At 36.2% G+C, this 15,921-nt stretch carries 10 protein-coding genes; 4 read left to right on the forward strand and 6 right to left on the reverse strand.

Annotated elements, in window-relative coordinates; translation table 11 throughout:
- Positions 1–4 precede the first annotated feature (4 nt).
- On the forward strand, positions 5–1,276 hold the full coding sequence (locus tag HMPREF1252_RS02745) for an S-layer homology domain-containing protein (protein WP_023059228.1): 1,272 nt from the start codon (positions 5–7) through the stop codon (positions 1,274–1,276).
- Complete coding sequence (locus tag HMPREF1252_RS02750; protein WP_023059173.1) at positions 1,269–1,739, forward strand: methylated-DNA--[protein]-cysteine S-methyltransferase; 471 nt, start codon at positions 1,269–1,271, stop codon at positions 1,737–1,739. The genes HMPREF1252_RS02745 and HMPREF1252_RS02750 overlap by 8 nt, the downstream gene beginning before the upstream one ends.
- 45 nt (positions 1,740–1,784) lie before the next feature.
- On the opposite strand, the gene HMPREF1252_RS02755 is transcribed toward HMPREF1252_RS02750, so the two are convergent.
- Together HMPREF1252_RS02755 and HMPREF1252_RS02760 are read right to left on the reverse strand one after the other, a co-directional pair.
- Positions 1,785–3,371: an ABC transporter ATP-binding protein gene (locus HMPREF1252_RS02755; RefSeq protein ID WP_023059412.1), complete on the reverse strand. Its 1,587-nt coding sequence runs from the start codon at positions 3,369–3,371 to the stop codon at positions 1,785–1,787.
- A 141-nt stretch (positions 3,372–3,512) separates the two neighbouring features.
- The gene (locus HMPREF1252_RS02760) at positions 3,513–6,215 is read right to left on the reverse strand and encodes a calcium-translocating P-type ATPase, PMCA-type (RefSeq protein ID WP_023059294.1); all 2,703 of its coding nucleotides are present in this window, start codon (positions 6,213–6,215) and stop codon (positions 3,513–3,515) included.
- A 594-nt stretch (positions 6,216–6,809) separates the two neighbouring features.
- Between HMPREF1252_RS02760 and HMPREF1252_RS02765 the strand changes: the two genes are divergently transcribed.
- Entirely contained in the window at positions 6,810–7,349 is a 540-nt protein-coding gene (locus HMPREF1252_RS02765) for a CAP domain-containing protein (protein WP_023059219.1), read from the forward strand.
- 1,024 nt (positions 7,350–8,373) lie between these two features.
- Here the strand turns inward: HMPREF1252_RS02765 and serS are convergent.
- Together serS and HMPREF1252_RS02775 are read right to left on the reverse strand one after the other, a co-directional pair.
- Entirely contained in the window at positions 8,374–9,663 is a 1,290-nt protein-coding gene (serS, locus tag HMPREF1252_RS02770) for a serine--tRNA ligase (protein ID WP_023059235.1), read from the reverse strand.
- Between the two features lie 241 nt (positions 9,664–9,904).
- Positions 9,905–10,939, reverse strand: a complete 1,035-nt coding sequence (locus HMPREF1252_RS02775) for a M42 family metallopeptidase (protein ID WP_023059152.1) — start codon at positions 10,937–10,939, stop codon at positions 9,905–9,907.
- 172 nt (positions 10,940–11,111) lie between these two features.
- On the opposite strand from HMPREF1252_RS02775, the gene HMPREF1252_RS09205 reads away from it, so the two are divergent.
- Positions 11,112–12,638 carry a hypothetical protein gene (locus tag HMPREF1252_RS09205; RefSeq protein ID WP_023059395.1) on the forward strand — a complete coding sequence of 509 codons (1,527 nt, stop codon included), beginning with the start codon at positions 11,112–11,114 and terminating at the stop codon, positions 12,636–12,638.
- Between the two features lie 101 nt (positions 12,639–12,739).
- Here the strand turns inward: HMPREF1252_RS09205 and HMPREF1252_RS02785 are convergent, their stop codons facing one another.
- Together HMPREF1252_RS02785 and HMPREF1252_RS02790 are read right to left on the reverse strand one after the other, a co-directional pair.
- On the reverse strand, positions 12,740–13,594 hold the full coding sequence (locus tag HMPREF1252_RS02785; RefSeq protein WP_023059318.1) for a thiamine pyrophosphate-dependent enzyme: 855 nt from the start codon (positions 13,592–13,594) through the stop codon (positions 12,740–12,742).
- Positions 13,591–15,255: a 2-oxoacid:acceptor oxidoreductase subunit alpha gene (locus HMPREF1252_RS02790; RefSeq protein ID WP_023059246.1), complete on the reverse strand. Its 1,665-nt coding sequence runs from the start codon at positions 15,253–15,255 to the stop codon at positions 13,591–13,593. The genes HMPREF1252_RS02785 and HMPREF1252_RS02790 overlap by 4 nt, the downstream gene beginning before the upstream one ends.
- Between the last annotated feature and the right edge of the window lie 666 nt (positions 15,256–15,921).

Here is a 15,921-nt window from a genome sequence, read left to right on the forward strand (position 1 = left end):
TAAAATGAAAAAATTTACCATTTTAATTGTTTTTTATTTAATTTTTATAAATACATATGCAAGTACATATCGTGATACAGATAGACATTGGGCAAAGGATAGCATCGACTACGTAACCAACGAGAATATAATGGTTGGCTATCCAAACAAGACTTTTGAGCCAGATAAATTCGTAAAACGAAGCGAAGCGGTAATGATTCTTACCAAGCTCACCCAGGCACAAGATGGCGAAGTTCCGATCCATTTCTTGGACGTTTCAGAAAGAGACTGGTTTTATAGAAGCATTAAATCTGCGGTAAACTTAGGATATATTACAGATAGCAATTTCTTCAAACCTCAAGAATTTATGAACAGACGCGACTTCGCAATCATGTTTTCAAAAGCATTTATGAATTCTGGTGAAGTCATCCAATATAGTGACATTGGATTTATGGATGATGAACTTAAAGAAGCATTAAAACTTCTTCCAGGATTTTTCAACGGATACAAGGACAGATCCTTCAGAGGAGAAAGATATATATCCCGTGGCGAAGTTGCAACTCTTTGCAAAAAAGTCTTAAAGGAAGGATACCTAAAGAGAAAGGTAAAACCAATCGAAACCGTTGGAATAATAACAGAAGATGAAAAAAGCAAGAGTTTCATAACAGAAGCTACAGAAAATCAAAGAAAGAAACTAAAATATTTAATAGAAAATTATAACTACCTAAGAAATGAAGACGAAAACATGAAGAGACTTCTTTCAAAGGCAGAAGATATTGCAAATAGAAATGATCTTTCAGAGATGATTGCAATCGAAAAAGAGATAGATAATTACATCCTTAGAAATACTAAGAGAGATGAATTCTATTTAAATGTGGATGTCTATTCCGAAGACGGCAAGCCTATCTACGGAGCGACTCTAACTATAAATCAAAATCCATTCGTAAATAAATCTACACTTAAAAATGGAAAGTACCTTCTAAATGTAAATTACAATGGATACAAAAGCGAAAAGACCTTTGTAGAAATAGATGGCAGAGATAAGAATGTCACCATAATCATGAAGAAAGAGTCAAACGAGATGGCTCGTATCGAAGTCATCGGCAAGTACGCAAGAGTAGAAAGAGATATGGTAAAGATTGGTGAAAGATACACTGTAAAACTTAACCCTCCTGCTGGAGTAGAACTTAAAAAATTCGTTGTAAATGGCGCAGAGAAAAATGTCGATTTTATAAACGATAGCTTCACCGGTGTCGCTACAAAAGATGTGCAGATTTTGGTGGAATGGAATGAGTAGCTACGACTACCTAGAAACAACTCTTGGACTTATGGAAATAATCTGTGAAGATGAATCTTTAATTGGTCTTAAACTCGTTTCAGAGAAAACTCATAGTGATAGTGAAAATAAAATTTCTAAAAAAGTTAAATCACAGATTCTAGAATATTTAGATGGAAGTAGAAAGACTTTTGATATCCCCATTAAATTAAATGGTACAGATTTTCAGAAAAAAGTATATGAAGAGACTTTGAAAATTCCATACGGCAGCACCAAAACCTATGGAGAGATTGCAAACTCAATTGGAAATCCCAAATCCATGAGGGCTGTTGGAATGGCACTTGGTAAGAATCCAATTTGGATCATCATCCCCTGTCACAGAGTCATCGGAAAGAATAAGAAACTCACAGGATTTGCTGGAGGAATCGACAAGAAACTTTCACTTTTAAAACTGGAAAACCCAGAAATTGAAATTAAAGAATAAAAATAAGAGATATTCATTCGCGAATATCTCTTTTTGTTTGGAATTTTAATTTTTGTGTTTCATTTTATTTAAATCTATAACTTCGTCAAACATCTCTTTTATATTCTCGTCGTTCATGTGGGAGATTATGATTATCGTTTTATCTATATCTAGAAGATACTTCATAACAGAAGTCGCTGTTTCCTGGTCTAAGGCTGCCGTTGGCTCGTCAAATATATAGACTGGAGAAGAATTGATCAGTGATCTTGCAATATTAATACGAGATTTCTGTCCTCCAGATAGTCCCAGCTCGTCGCTGATGATGTCATTGAAGTGAAGATTTTCTATAGAAAGATTGTTCTTTAAAGAAGAAATCTTACCTTCATCCACATCTCTATAAAGGGTTATATTGTTTTCGATGGTGTCTTTAAATAGATAACTGTTTTGGTCTATATATTTAATATATTTTAGAGCTTCGCTATCAGAATAATTTGAAAGATCCTTGCCATTTAAGAGTATACTTCCCGCATTTGGTTTTATCTCTCCAGTCATCAGCTTCGCAAGGGTGGACTTTCCAGAACCACTCCTACCCACTATTAAATATTTGCCTCTATCTTTAAAATTTACAGAGAAATCCTTCACCACATCTTCGTGGCCTTCTTTGTACTTGAAGGAAATATTTCTTAGCTCCATATTTCCACTATCTAAATCTTCTAGCGAATTTATATCGACTTTTTCTTTTTCCTTGGCCTTTTCAGTTAATTCATCATGGATAGGTTTAGAACCTTTTAATAAGTTCATGAGGTTTGAAATAGTTAGAATCGGATTTATTAAATAGTTAAATAACTGAATACATGCGATGATTCCTCCTACTTCAATTCTATTTTTATAAACCAGTAGCCCACCTATTGCAAATAGTATGCAGAAGGAGCCTCCTCCCACCAATTCTACTACGTATCTCGATAGATTTTGGAGATCTAAGTTATCAAAATGTGTCTCTTCGAAATTTATATTTTCGTTTCTATGTTTCTTGTCATAGATAGGTACTACATCATTCTTTAAAATTTCAAGTCTGCCCCTTAGTGTATCCGTTACAAAATTTAAATAGCTATTTGATGCGTCATTATACTTTACAGAGCGTTTTTCAAGTTTTTTTCCAAATAAAAATGGTATTCCCATAGGAATTAGTGATGAAGCTATCGCAACTAATAACATAATCCAGTCAATATATACGATTCCCGCCATTGCACATAAAGATAATAGAAAATGCTCTAAAATTTTCCATTTTGCTAAGTAGTAATCGTTGTATACTGTATTTATTTTGGTTGTAAAGTCCGCCAAGTCAACGCTAACTCCACGAGGCTCGCCCATTGCACTGTAAAATATTCTATTCTTTAGATTTATTATCTTTTCTAAGGAATAGGAAATCATCGCTCCTCTTCCTGTATAGGCTGCTATAAATGTAACTATTTGAAGTATTACTGCCCAAATTATGTACATCTTCATTTCATCCAAGTTAAGCTCCGAAATGGCAGTTATAAGTTTACCTAAAACAATTCCAAAACATGCGGTTGATGCAGCATATATAAAAAGCATTATCGCCGAAATAGGCGCAGTTAATTTTTCGGACTTCCTCCACAAAAGACTTTTCATTTTTTCTCCTTTTTTAATTTTTGTCTCTTTAATTTTATCATCTTTTAATTAATTCTTAAAATATTTTTTAAAATTTTTCTGGGTGGAAGTTTAAACTTTTGCAATTAAAAAGTCCTCGGATTTCTCCAAGGACTTAGTATTTTATCTTTCAAACTCGTCGTGATATTTTTTAAACCTTAAAACTTTTTGAATTTCTCCAAGTACTAAAGGAATCAATGACGCAACTATGATTACGATCCATTCATTCATTCCTATGCTGTCAAGCTCAAATAATTCTCTTATGTTTGGTACATACATTACCACAAGCATTAATGCAAATGAGAACACTGTTGCCCATACTAGTTTTCTATTGCTAAATGGTCCTATATGAAGTAGGGTGTACCTAATTGATCTTGATGAATATGATCTTAGAAGTTCTGCAGTTATAAGAGTTGCAAACGCCATCGTTCTTGCATATTCAAGTCCAATTCCCTCTTGTCCATGCCACTTGATACCGATTAGGTATGCTCCAAGGGTGGCAATGGTTATTGCTACAGATTGAACGATAACTGTGATTTTAATTTCTGGATCAAGTATCGGTTCTGCAGGATCTCTCGGTGGCTCTTGCATTATATTTTCTTCGCCTTTTTCAACTCCAAGTGCTAACGCTGGGAAGGCATCTGTTACGAGGTTAAGCCATAATAGTTGGATTGGAAGTAGTGGCACTGGAAGATTCATAAGAATCGCAATTAATACCACAAGCACTTCTCCTATATTACATGATAGTAGGTAGGATACGAATTTCTTAATATTTGAATAGATTACCCTTCCTTCTTCAACTGCATTTACAATGGTTGCAAAGTTGTCGTCAGTTAAGATTACTTCTGCAGTATTTTTTGCAACGTCAGTACCTGTTATTCCCATGGCGATACCGATGTCTGCACGTTTGATTGCTGGTGCGTCGTTTACACCATCTCCTGTCATGGCGGTTATATGTCCGTTTTCTTTTAGAGCGGTTACAATTTGTACTTTATTTTCTGGAGATACTCTCGTAAATACTCTCTTGGTCTTTACAATTTCTCTAATCTCTTCTGGAGTCATGTCATTTAGTTCTGCTCCGACTATTGCTTGAGATTCATCTTCAGCGATTCCAAGATTTTTTGCAATTGCAAGTCCGGTTTCAAAGTAGTCTCCTGTAATCATAACAGGGATTATTCCTGCTTCTTTACATTCTTTTATAGCTGCCTTCGCCTCTGGTCTAGCCGGGTCAATCATACCAGTTAAACCTACGAAGATCAGTTCGTTTTCAATATTTTCAGAACTTGTGTCGCTTGGCACTTCGTCAAAAGTTCTATAAGCATAAGCTAGAACTCTTAGGGCTGACCTTGCAAACTCGTTGTTCTTTTCTAAGACTTCCTTTTTCTTTTCGTCTGTGAAGTCGACGATCTTTCCATTAGATAAAATCTTAGTTGAGTGTCTTATTATTATATCTGGAGCACCTTTTGTGTAGGAATATACGTTGTCTGGATATCTATGGAAGGTAGTCATCATCTTTCTTCCAGAATCAAAAGGTATCTCTTCTATTCTCTTATAGGTTTCGTTTAATTTATCTACGCTTACATCTTGTTTTTCTGCAAAGGTTAAAAGTGCAATTTCAGTTGGATCTCCTGCAATCTCAACATTCTCTCCATTTACTACAAGTCTTGCGTCGTTGGTTAATCCTGCAATATGGGTGAGCACATTTAAGTCTTGGATTTCAGAAACTTTTTCCTTGCCAACTAGAAGTTCTCCAATAGGAGCATATCCAGTTCCAGTTACATCTATTTCAAGACCGTCCACATAGGCTTTGGTTACGGTCATTTCATTTTGTGTAAGAGTTCCAGTCTTATCAGAACAGATTACAGTGGTTGTACCTAGTGTTTCTACCGCAAGAAGTTTCTTAACTATTGCATTCTTCTCTGCCATTCTACCCATACCAAGGGATAGAACTATGGTTACTATCGCTGGAAGTCCTTCTGGCACTGCAGCAACAGCAAGAGCAATTGCAGTCATAAACATTTCTAAAGGTTCATTCTTATAAAGAAGACCTACTGCAAATACAATCGCACATATTGCAATTACTAAAATCCCCAAAGTCTTAGAAAGTCCTGCAAGCTTCTTTTGAAGTGGTGTCGCTTCGTTGTCTACTAGAGCAATAGAAGTAGCTATGTGACCTATTTCAGTATCGTGTCCAGTTGCTATTACAATTCCTCTACCACGACCATAGCTAACAATGGTGCTTGAGTGGGCAATATTTTCTCTGTCACCTATTCCCACATCAGCTTCATCCATGGTCTTGCTATTCTTGTCAACAGGAACAGATTCTCCCGTCAAACTTGATTCGTCTATCTTTAAATTAGAAGCTTCAATAATTCTTAAATCTGCAGGAACAATATCTCCCGTCTCTAAGATTACCAAATCTCCCGGAACTAAGTTAGAAGACTCAACTTCTAGATGTTGTCCGCTCCTTATGACCTTAGCCTTGGGCGAGCTCATCTTTTGAAGAGCCTCGATGGCTTGTTCCGCTCTTCCCTCTTGAAGAAGAGAAAGGATGGCATTAACCACAACGATAGCTATAATTATGACAGCCTCTACCTTGTCTCCAGTAAAAGCAGAAACAATAGATGCAATTATAAGGATAATAATCATCGGATCTAAAAATTGATCCTTCAACTTTTCTATAAAAGGTTTCTTAGCTTCCTCTTTCAGCTCGTTATTTCCGTATTTTGAAAGCGCCTGATCTATATCTTCTTTCTTAAGCCCATTTTTTAAATCGGTTTTAAAATAAGAGACAAGTTCATCTTCTTCTTTGTTATACCAGTTCATATATCCTCCCATTTTTCTTTTCTATAACTTATTTTATTGTAACATTAAGGAAATTTTACTTCAACAAAGGCGATTACAAAAGAAATTTCACAAAACTTTCACATTTGAGTTATCGTTTAGTCAATAGGTTCACTTTAGTAATTAAAACCTTTAAACCTTGCTATTTACACGTTTTTAGTGCCCTTTAGAAAATAATAATTAATATTGAAAAACTAGACTTTTTAAAAATGGCTTAATATCGCCATTTGAAAATTTTTCAATAAGTAAAGTATACTATATGGCTATATGTTACACTTTATATTTATTTATGTTATACTTGAAAATTTAGGTAAGATTAAACACTAATATAGTGCAAATTGAGTCAAATACAGCCATATACGGTTTTAGTATACTTTAATTTTAGCCATTTTCTCCATTGATTTCATTTTTTTATGATGTTATAATTCAATTGCAAACAAAAAGTTTTTTAAATGATTTTAAATAGTTGGCCAACTATTACATCAAATTTTTTAAAACAAAAATAATTTTAAATTTAAAAATTATTCAACAAATTATTTCGTAATAAAACTATTCGAAATTATTTAGGAGGCTTTTATGAAAAATATAAATATCAAAAAATTATTATTCGCAATTATACTTTCAATCTTTATCTTACCTTTAAATATCTATGCAGCAGGAAACGCAAATAAGGATATTAATAAAAAGGCTCAAGCTATTATAAAGACCGCTGATAAAAAGATGTTCTGTGGAAATTCAAAGGATTTCACCAAGAAACTTAATATTTACAGAAAATCTAAAGGAATGCCAGCTATCAAAGAAAGCAAAGAACTAAACGAAATCGCTATGGCTAGATGTGTAGAAGAATTAAATAAATACATCAAAACTGGCGACGCTGACCACAATAGTCCATCTAACATCAACGATACATACGCAGAAAATCTAAGAGTGGGTAAGTACTTCGATGAAAAACCTTATACAAATGTAGATGATTACTGCATCAAAAGATGGAGCAACTCAAAAGAACACAACGAAAATCTTTTAGACAAAGAATACAAAACCATCGGATATGCTTCAGTAAAAATGACAGTTGACGGAGCAACTTACGAAATTTCAATATATATTGCAAACTTTTAATAGGATTATGTAAATCAAATCCACTAATTTTATATAAATTATAAATAAAAAATAAACTGACCTAATAAGTTTAAATAATAAACAAGTAGGTCAGTTTTTTATTGGGTAAATTTATAGATAATATCTGTGCAAGAATACGTAGCGAGAGGCTCTGTTAAAAAATCCCTAATGAGGACGAGATGCGAAGTCTGATTTGTAGAACTCGACTGCCACGCCCCTCGTAAAAAAAAGATTTGAAGAAGAAAGAATGGAGTTAGAGAAGCGTAGGATATTTATTTAAATTTATTATAATAATTTTAATTCATCACTGTTTGACCACACCATGGTTATACCCGTTCGACTTCAGAGCCTGCGGCTCTTCCGCTCAGGGTGACTGTAGTTGGGTGGACTTCTTAGCCTTCGGCTGTGGAACCTAGAAGGTTCCGCTACAAAAACATATCATTACTTAGACTTATATAAAAATAAATTTAGAACCCTCCTTCGATTTATCCCATAGAATCCTTAATCACTATTCTGGTATAGATACAACCTGAACCACTGAAAGTGATTTTTGCTTTCGGCGTTAAGAAATTTTCCACTGTCTGAGCGGAGCGAGTTTGGAAAATTTTAGCCGAATAAAAAAATCACTTCAACAAAAAGCCCAATGCGAGGTGGGTAGAGGGAGCTCGAGGGAGAAGGGAGGAAACTGCGAGTCTCGAAGAGAAAACCGTAGGTTTTTTCGAGAGACGTTAATTCCCTCCCTCTCCCTCGTAAAAAAAGATTTGAAGAAGAAAGAATAGGTTTTAAAGAAGTGTAGGATATTTATTTACATTTATTATAATAATTTTAATTCATCACTGTTTGACCACACCATGGTTATACCCGTTCGACTTCAGAGCCTGCGGCTCTTCCGCTCAGGGTGACTGTAGTTGTGAGGTTTATTTACGTCTTCGGATATGGAAGCAGATTGCTTCCGCTACAAAATTCATCCTTGTTTAACCTCATAAAAAAAAAGGACACCTAAGTGCCCTCTCTTTAAATATTCTTATTTGTCTTTTCTTCTTATTTCCTTCATGCCGCCCATGTATGGTTGTAGTGGTTCTGGGATTCTTACTGAGCCATCTTCTTGTAGCAAGTTTTCTAAGAATGCGATTAACATTCTAGGTGGTGCTACTACTGTGTTGTTTAATGTGTGTGCTAGGTAGTTTCCGTTTTCTCCTCTTAGTCTTATGCCTAGTCTTCTTGCTTGTGCGTCTCCTAGGTTAGAGCATGAGCATACTTCGAAGTATTTTTGTTGTCTTGGTGACCATGCTTCTACGTCTAGTGATTTTACTTTTAGGTCTGCTAGGTCTCCTGAACAGCATTCTAGTGTTCTTACTGGTATTTCTAGGGATCTAAATAGATCTACTGAGTTGTTCCAAAGTCTTTCGTACCACATCATTGAATCTTCTGGTTTACAGATTACTACCATTTCTTGTTTTTCGAATTGGTGTATTCTATATACTCCTCTTTCTTCGATTCCATGTGCTCCTACTTCTTTTCTGAAGCATGGTGAGTATGATGTAAGGGTAAGTGGCATGTCTTCTTCTGGTGTGATGGTGTCTATAAATCTACCGATCATTGAGTGTTCTGATGTTCCTATGAGGTATAGGTCTTCCCCTTCGATTTTGTACATCATGTTTTCCATTTCTGCAAAGGACATTACTCCTGTTACTACTTCTGAACGGATCATAAATGGTGGTATGAAGTAGGTAAATCCTCTATCTATCATGAAGTCTCTCGCATATGCAAGGATTGCTGAGTGTAGTCTTGCTATATCGCCCTTTAGGTAGTAGAATCCTGCTCCTGAGGTCTTTCTAGCTGAGTCTAGATCTATTCCATCGAAGCTTTCCATTATATCTACGTGGTATGGTATTTCAAAGTCTGGTACTACTGGTTCGCCGAATCTTTCTAGTTCCACGTTTTCTGAGTCGTCCTTACCTATTGGAACGTCGTCTGCCATAATTTGTGGAATTACGAGCATGATTTCTCTGATCTTCTTTTCTAGTTCTTTTTCATCTTCTTCTAGATGTTCTAGTTCGTCGTTTATATGTGCAACTTCTCCCTTTACTTTTTCAGCTTCTTCGAATTCTTTCTTAGCCATGTGACCACCGATGGTCTTAGATAGAGCGTTTCTCTTACCACGTAGTTCGTCGCCGCGAGTCTTCTTTGCTCTAAATTCTACATCCATTTCTAATACTTCATCTACTAAAGCAAGTTTTTCATCTTGAAATTTCTTCTTTATATTTTCTTTTACGATTTCAGGATTTTCCCTTACAAATTTGATATCTAACATATTTTCTCCTTAAAATAAAAAAATCCGTCCCAATAAGGGACGGTTATTACCGCGTTGCCACCCTAGTTGACATAAAATGTCCACTTGTAATGCTAAACTCCAAGGTGGATTCACAAGCTTGTTTCTTCTGCTCTCACCAATACGCAGATTCTCTTTGCAAATAGTCCTTGCTACTACTCCTCTTCAACGTCTATATTCATTTTGTAATATTCTACCATGAAAAATTTTTTATTGCAATAGATTAATCTACAAGATCAGATCTTAGATATTTATCTAGTAGGTTAAATGTTGCTTCTACTGCTTTTTCATGTGTTCTTTCATAGGCATGGGAAGATTCGATGCCCGCTCCGAATAGTCCGTGTTTGATGTCGTATCCTGCAGTAAGTGCTCCTGATGCGTCTGATCCATAGTATGGATAGATGTCCACAGCGTATGGGATTTTATTTTCTTCACATAGGTCGATTAGATGGTGTCTTAGTTCGTAGTTGTATGGTCCTGATGAATCCTTCACACAGATTGAAACCACATATTCATCTGTCGTTAGATTTTCTCCGATTGCTCCCATGTCAACTGCCATATATTCCACTACATTTTCAGGAATGTTTGAGTTCATTCCGTGTCCGATTTCTTCGTAGCATGAAAATGCGAAATGGGTTGTCACTTTTGGTTCGATCTTTTCTTCTGTGTATTTTTTAAGTATGGATAGGATGATTCCTGCAGAAGCCTTGTCATCTAGGTGACGACTCTTTATAAATCCACTTTCAGTTACTATGGTCTTAGGGTCGAAGGAAATGAAATCTCCCACTTCGATTCCAAGTTTTCTAGTGTCTTCTTCAGATTTTGTAACTTCGTCTACGCGCACTTCCATATTATTTTGATTTCTTTCAAGAGTTCCTGCGTCACGATAAACGTGTACAGAGCTGTGGTTTAAAAGAATGGTTCCTGTAATCTTTTTGCCGGATCTGGTGTGGATGATGACATTATCATTTTCGATTGAGTTGTAGGTAAATCCGCCGATTAAATCAAACATGATTCTACCTGATGGCAAAATCTTCTTAACCATTGCTCCAAGAGTGTCACAGTGGGCAGTTACTAGTCTTTCCCCACCTTCTTTTTCTCCCTTAAGGGTAACCATCACATTTCCCTTTGGAGTCTTGTGTGGTTCTAAGCCCATGGATTTAAGTTCTGACATAATATAATCCATCACATCTTTTGTAAAGCCTGTTGGTGATGGAATGGATGTAAGTTTCGTAATATATTCTATTGATCTTTGCATTTGTGCCCTCCTAAGACCAGTATACCAAAAAAACTTTTATTTTTCATTCTATGAAAAGATATTTCATTTTCTATTTATAAATTATGATTGTCTCCCTTATATCTGCAATAAAAACTCTCCTTATGCTATAATTAAATTACAATATTAAATTAAATAGGAAAAGGAGGTCCTTATGACTAACGGTAATGACAAGTTCAACACAGATAATCTAGATACTCAAATTTTCAAGGATATGGATAAGGAACTGATTCAAAGTAATTATGAAGAAAGCAGTAATTCTAATACCAACGACAGTTTTGATTCCTATAATGAATTTAATCAAAACAACGATTACAACTCAAGTAACGAATTTAATCAAAACAATGATTTCAATTCCAACGGTGAAAATAATTCAAACTCATATTCCAATCCAAGGGACGATGAAATGAATTACGATTACAGAGAAAATCCTGGATACCAAAATACAGGAGGAAGTACTCCTAAAGGTCAAGGTTTTGTAAATGTGAAGGTGCTTGGAGGAATCGTCGTTGGATTTTTGGCATTGGCAATCATATTTTTTATCTATAACTCAAGACCTTTGACAATCGACTTAGATAAGTACGCAAAGGTGAACTTCTCCGGATACGATGGAGCTGGAGTGGCTGAATATGAATTAGATTTGGACGGACTAAGTAGCGACTACGGTTCAAGGATTCTTAAAAAAGCAAAAAGTTCTAAGAAACTTAAAAGTCAACTTGGCGTTAGCAGACTTGACATTGATTCCAACGAAATTACAGAAGTCTTAGTTAGATCTTGTATCGACGGTACTTTAGATAAGTACGATGGTCTAAAAACTGGCGACACAGTAAATTTAAATTGGATAGTAAAAGATGATATTGCTAAAGATTTATTCAAGGTAAATTTAAAACATTCGGACATTCCATTTAAAGTAGAAGGATTAGAAGAACTTGGAAAACTGGATCCATTTGCAGATGTTGAACTAGAATTTAGTGGAATTTCACCAAATATTGAAGTAAGGGTTAAGAATAATTCTACCAATGAATATATAAATAGACTTCGCTTCGGTTTGGATAAGGATAGAAATATCTCCAACGGAGAAGAAATAAAGGTCTATGTAATGGACGGAGACAGAGAAGCTAGTCCAGATATCTTGGCAGAATATGGTATTCTTTTAGAATCCACAAGCAAAACTTACAAAGTAGATAATCAAGCCACATACATCACAAGTCTAAAAGAAGTGACAGAAGAAGCCAGAGCGGCAATGGAAAAACAAGCAACCGACGGATTTAATGCATATATCTCCAAAAGTTGGGACGACAACTCTAAGCTCACTGAATTCAAGTACGTTGGATCCTATCTTTTAAAGAATAAATTCCCGGAAAGATCTAACAATATAAATACCTATATCATGGTGTTTGAATTTGGTTGCAGCGTAGATTCTGATGGGTATAGAGGATCAACCAAAGGATATCAAACTTTTTCATTTAAAAATTTGATAAAAGAAGACGGTAAAGTAGAAGTAGATCTACAAAGTATGAATACTTCCTACAACTCTTACTCCTTTGAAGTTAAGAATGACGAAGGAAATACTCGTAATTTCTCAACCTATGGATTTGAAACTTTAGAAGATTTATATAAAAATCAAGTTGCAGCAAACCTTGAAAACTTTGAATATGAAGCTTCAGATAGTTTAAAATAAAAAATTTATAAATTTATTTTTAGAAAATAAAAGAGACTTCGGTCTCTTTTTTTTGCATCAAAAAAGACCTTTGCATTGCAAAAGCCTTTTCTAAATTTTTTCTATTTCATTCTATCCATTACTTTTTTTGCGTCCATTGGATTTAGGATTCTATCTATCATAGGTTCACCATCTTTTAAGAATTCAAATTGATCTTCGTAGGTTGTGCTTTCTACTTTGTATAGAACTCCTGTAGGAATTTCATCTCCCCACATCATCGCCTTTTCCATTGCAAGGTCTAGGTTTGTATTGTCGTAGTCTTCCCCAAGCGGTTTAACTCTTTCCTTGTACCATTTAAATGTGTTTACCTTGTTCCAAGTTATACATGGTTGAAGCACGTCCACAAGAGCGTATCCTTTAAATTCTATGGCTTCTTTTATTATTTCTGTAAGTTGTTTTACATCGCCGGAGAATCCTCTAGCTACGAATCCTGCTCCAAGGGTAAGGGCAAGGGCAAGAGGTTTCATCATCTTGCTTCTAGCTCCATCTTGGGCAAAAGTTTGGACTTGACCATGTCCCGTTGTAGGTGATGCCTGACCTTTTGTAAGTCCGTAGACTTGGTTGTTGTGAACGATTTGGGTGATGTTTATATTTCTTCTTATGGCGTGAATCAAATGGTTTCCACCTTCTCCATATCCGTCACCGTCTCCCCCTTCAGCGATTACAACAGCCTTGTGGTTTGCAAGTTTTATAGCAGTTGCAACAGGAAGACTCCTTCCGTGTAGACCTGCAAAGGCATGAAGGTCGATGTACTGTGGCATCTTTCCTGCTTGACCGATACCAGCAGACATGATTACATCGTCCATACCTAGTCCAAGTTCGTCAAGGGCGTTCTTTAGAGCGAGCCTGATGCTTGGGTTACCACAACCAGGACACCATTGAGTTTCTTCAGTTATATTAAATTCAAAATTTTTCATAGCACTTCCTCTAATCTTTCAACTAATTCTTCAAGGTAGAACGGTCTTCCATCGTACTTGGTGATGAGATGATCTGATGCAACTAGCGCTTCTTGGCGGATAAGTCCTTCGAATTGTCCATCTCTATTCATCTCTACGACTATATAATTTTTCGCCATAGTGTGGAATTTTTTAAATTTCTTAAGTGGTAGTGGGAACACATCTCCAAATACAAGCCCCTTTATCTTGTGACCTTTTTCGTTAAGAAGATCGATAGATTCTTTTACAACTCCATAGGTTGAACCCCAACAAACAACCAAGGTGTCGAAATCATCCACTCCGATTTCCCAAGGTTCTTCCTCGTCGGCGATAATTCCTTCGAATTTTCTGTGTCTCTTGTCCACTTGAGCTATTCTATTTGCATCGTCTTCGCTAGTTCTTCCGAACTCATCGTGTTCATCGGAGTCCACCATGACCATATTTCCGTTGGCACGGGTAGGAATAAGTCTTGGACTTACACCAGATTCTGTAATTTCATATCTATTGTAAGTGCCTGGTTCGTAGTCATTGGGATTAGCAAGATATCTATTGATTTCAATCTTACTAAAATCAAAAGGAGCAGTACTTATCTTTGTATCCGCAAGTTCCTTATCAGACATTAAAATCACAGGGATTTGATACTTGTCAGCAAGATTAAAAGCTCTAGCAGTTTGATAAAAAGCATCTTCAGCAGAACGAAGAGCTATAACCTTACGAGGAAACTCTCCATGACCGTTGTGAATTAAAAATCTTAGGTCAGCCTGTTCAGTGTCAGTTGGAAGTCCAGTTGCAGGACCAGGTCTTTGCACATCGATAATAACCACTGGAGTTTCTATGATGCCCGCAAGAGAAAATGCCTCGCTCATAAGAGCCATACCCGCTCCAGATGAACCTGTCATTGCACGGACACCGGCAAATGATGCACCAAGAGCCATATTTAAAGCAGCAACCTCATCTTCACATTGATCCACCACTATTTCAAGTTCGTCAGAAACTGAAGACAAGAATCCCAACACTCCAGAAGATGGAGTCATCGGATAAGCAGCGTAGAACTTGCAACCTGCCGCAGCAGCTCCAAGACCAACCGCTTGATTTCCATTTATTAAAATACTTTCCCTTGCTTCAATCGGATTTACTTCAGTCTTAGTAATACTGTAACCGTAGTCTAGAGCTTTGATATTTCCTTCGATTAAACTTTCTTTAAAAGTTTCTCGAACCACTTCCTCTCCAACCTTAACGTCAATCTTTAGCTTGCCAAGAAGCATACCAAGACCGATGGTAGAAATCATCTTTGGATTGCCAAGTTCCTTAGCCTTCTTAACTAAATCATATTTTTTTGTACCTTCAAAACCTTCGATACCTTCGTCGCAGAAACTAACTCCGCCTTCATTTAATCTATCTAGATGTCTTTCAAGAGTCTCTTCATTTAGAGCAAAGATCACATCTAGACCGCGTCTCGGACTTGAAATTTCTCTATCAGAAAATCTGATTTGAAAGAAATTGTGCCCGCCTCTAACACGAGATCTGTAGTCAGAAGTGGTGTATACATAGTAGCCACTTCTTTGTAGAACCTTGTTAAAAAGGTTTGCCACCGTATCCATACCTTGGCCGGCAGCCCCGCCAATCAATACATTTCTGTCCATATTTTTCCTCCCATTTATTCGAATAGATATTCGTATTCATTTAATACCCGTAATTTATATAAATATACTGTAATAATATAAATTAAATTTTTGTCAAAGTTATATTAATTAATATTTGTTATCGTGCTATAGATAGAGTGTTTAATTTTTTCATGCTATCCGGATAGCATTTAAAATAATCATCCATTTTTAACCACACCAGGGTTATACCCATTCGACTTCGACGGTTACGCCTTGCTACACCGTCTCCGCTCAGGGTGACTGTGTTCCTTTGAGTTTTCCATATAGAGCCCTCCCAACTGTAGTCACCCTGAGCGAACGAAGTGAGTCGAACGGGTATAACCTCTAAAGGTCAAGTTATTGCAAATGAAACCAATAACAATTATCACGCTATACGTCTACACCTAACTTGACGAACGTAGTGAGTCTTAGTAGGTGTGATGCAACCTGTTTCCTAAGAGGCGTAGCCGATTAGTTGAAACAGTCTGCTGATAGCATCTAAATTAATAACCTACAACTAACCCCACCATGGGAGAGATCCTTCGAAGCCCTAGCCGAAATCTTTGATTTCGCAGCAGGTCTTGTGCAAAGAGTTCCAGAGAAGACGAGCACAGCGAAGTCTGATTTGTTGAACTCGACTGCCGACTACAAAGGCTACGCCTTTTC

The organism is Peptoniphilus sp. BV3AC2, from assembly GCF_000478945.1.
In the GTDB taxonomy this organism is placed as follows: domain Bacteria; phylum Bacillota; class Clostridia; order Tissierellales; family Peptoniphilaceae; genus Peptoniphilus_B; species Peptoniphilus_B duerdenii.

Coding starts and splice junctions, on each gene's coding strand:
- HMPREF1252_RS02745 (WP_023059228.1), top strand. CDS start 5: ATGAAAAAATTTACCATTTTAATTGTTTTTTATTTAATTTTTATAAAT.
- HMPREF1252_RS02750 (WP_023059173.1), top strand. CDS start 1,269: ATGAGTAGCTACGACTACCTAGAAACAACTCTTGGACTTATGGAAATA.
- HMPREF1252_RS02755 (WP_023059412.1), bottom strand. CDS start 3,371: ATGAAAAGTCTTTTGTGGAGGAAGTCCGAAAAATTAACTGCGCCTATT.
- HMPREF1252_RS02760 (WP_023059294.1), bottom strand. CDS start 6,215: ATGAACTGGTATAACAAAGAAGAAGATGAACTTGTCTCTTATTTTAAA.
- HMPREF1252_RS02765 (WP_023059219.1), top strand. CDS start 6,810: ATGAAAAATATAAATATCAAAAAATTATTATTCGCAATTATACTTTCA.
- serS (WP_023059235.1), bottom strand. CDS start 9,663: ATGTTAGATATCAAATTTGTAAGGGAAAATCCTGAAATCGTAAAAGAA.
- HMPREF1252_RS02775 (WP_023059152.1), bottom strand. CDS start 10,939: ATGCAAAGATCAATAGAATATATTACGAAACTTACATCCATTCCATCA.
- HMPREF1252_RS09205 (WP_023059395.1), top strand. CDS start 11,112: ATGACTAACGGTAATGACAAGTTCAACACAGATAATCTAGATACTCAA.
- HMPREF1252_RS02785 (WP_023059318.1), bottom strand. CDS start 13,594: ATGAAAAATTTTGAATTTAATATAACTGAAGAAACTCAATGGTGTCCT.
- HMPREF1252_RS02790 (WP_023059246.1), bottom strand. CDS start 15,255: ATGGACAGAAATGTATTGATTGGCGGGGCTGCCGGCCAAGGTATGGAT.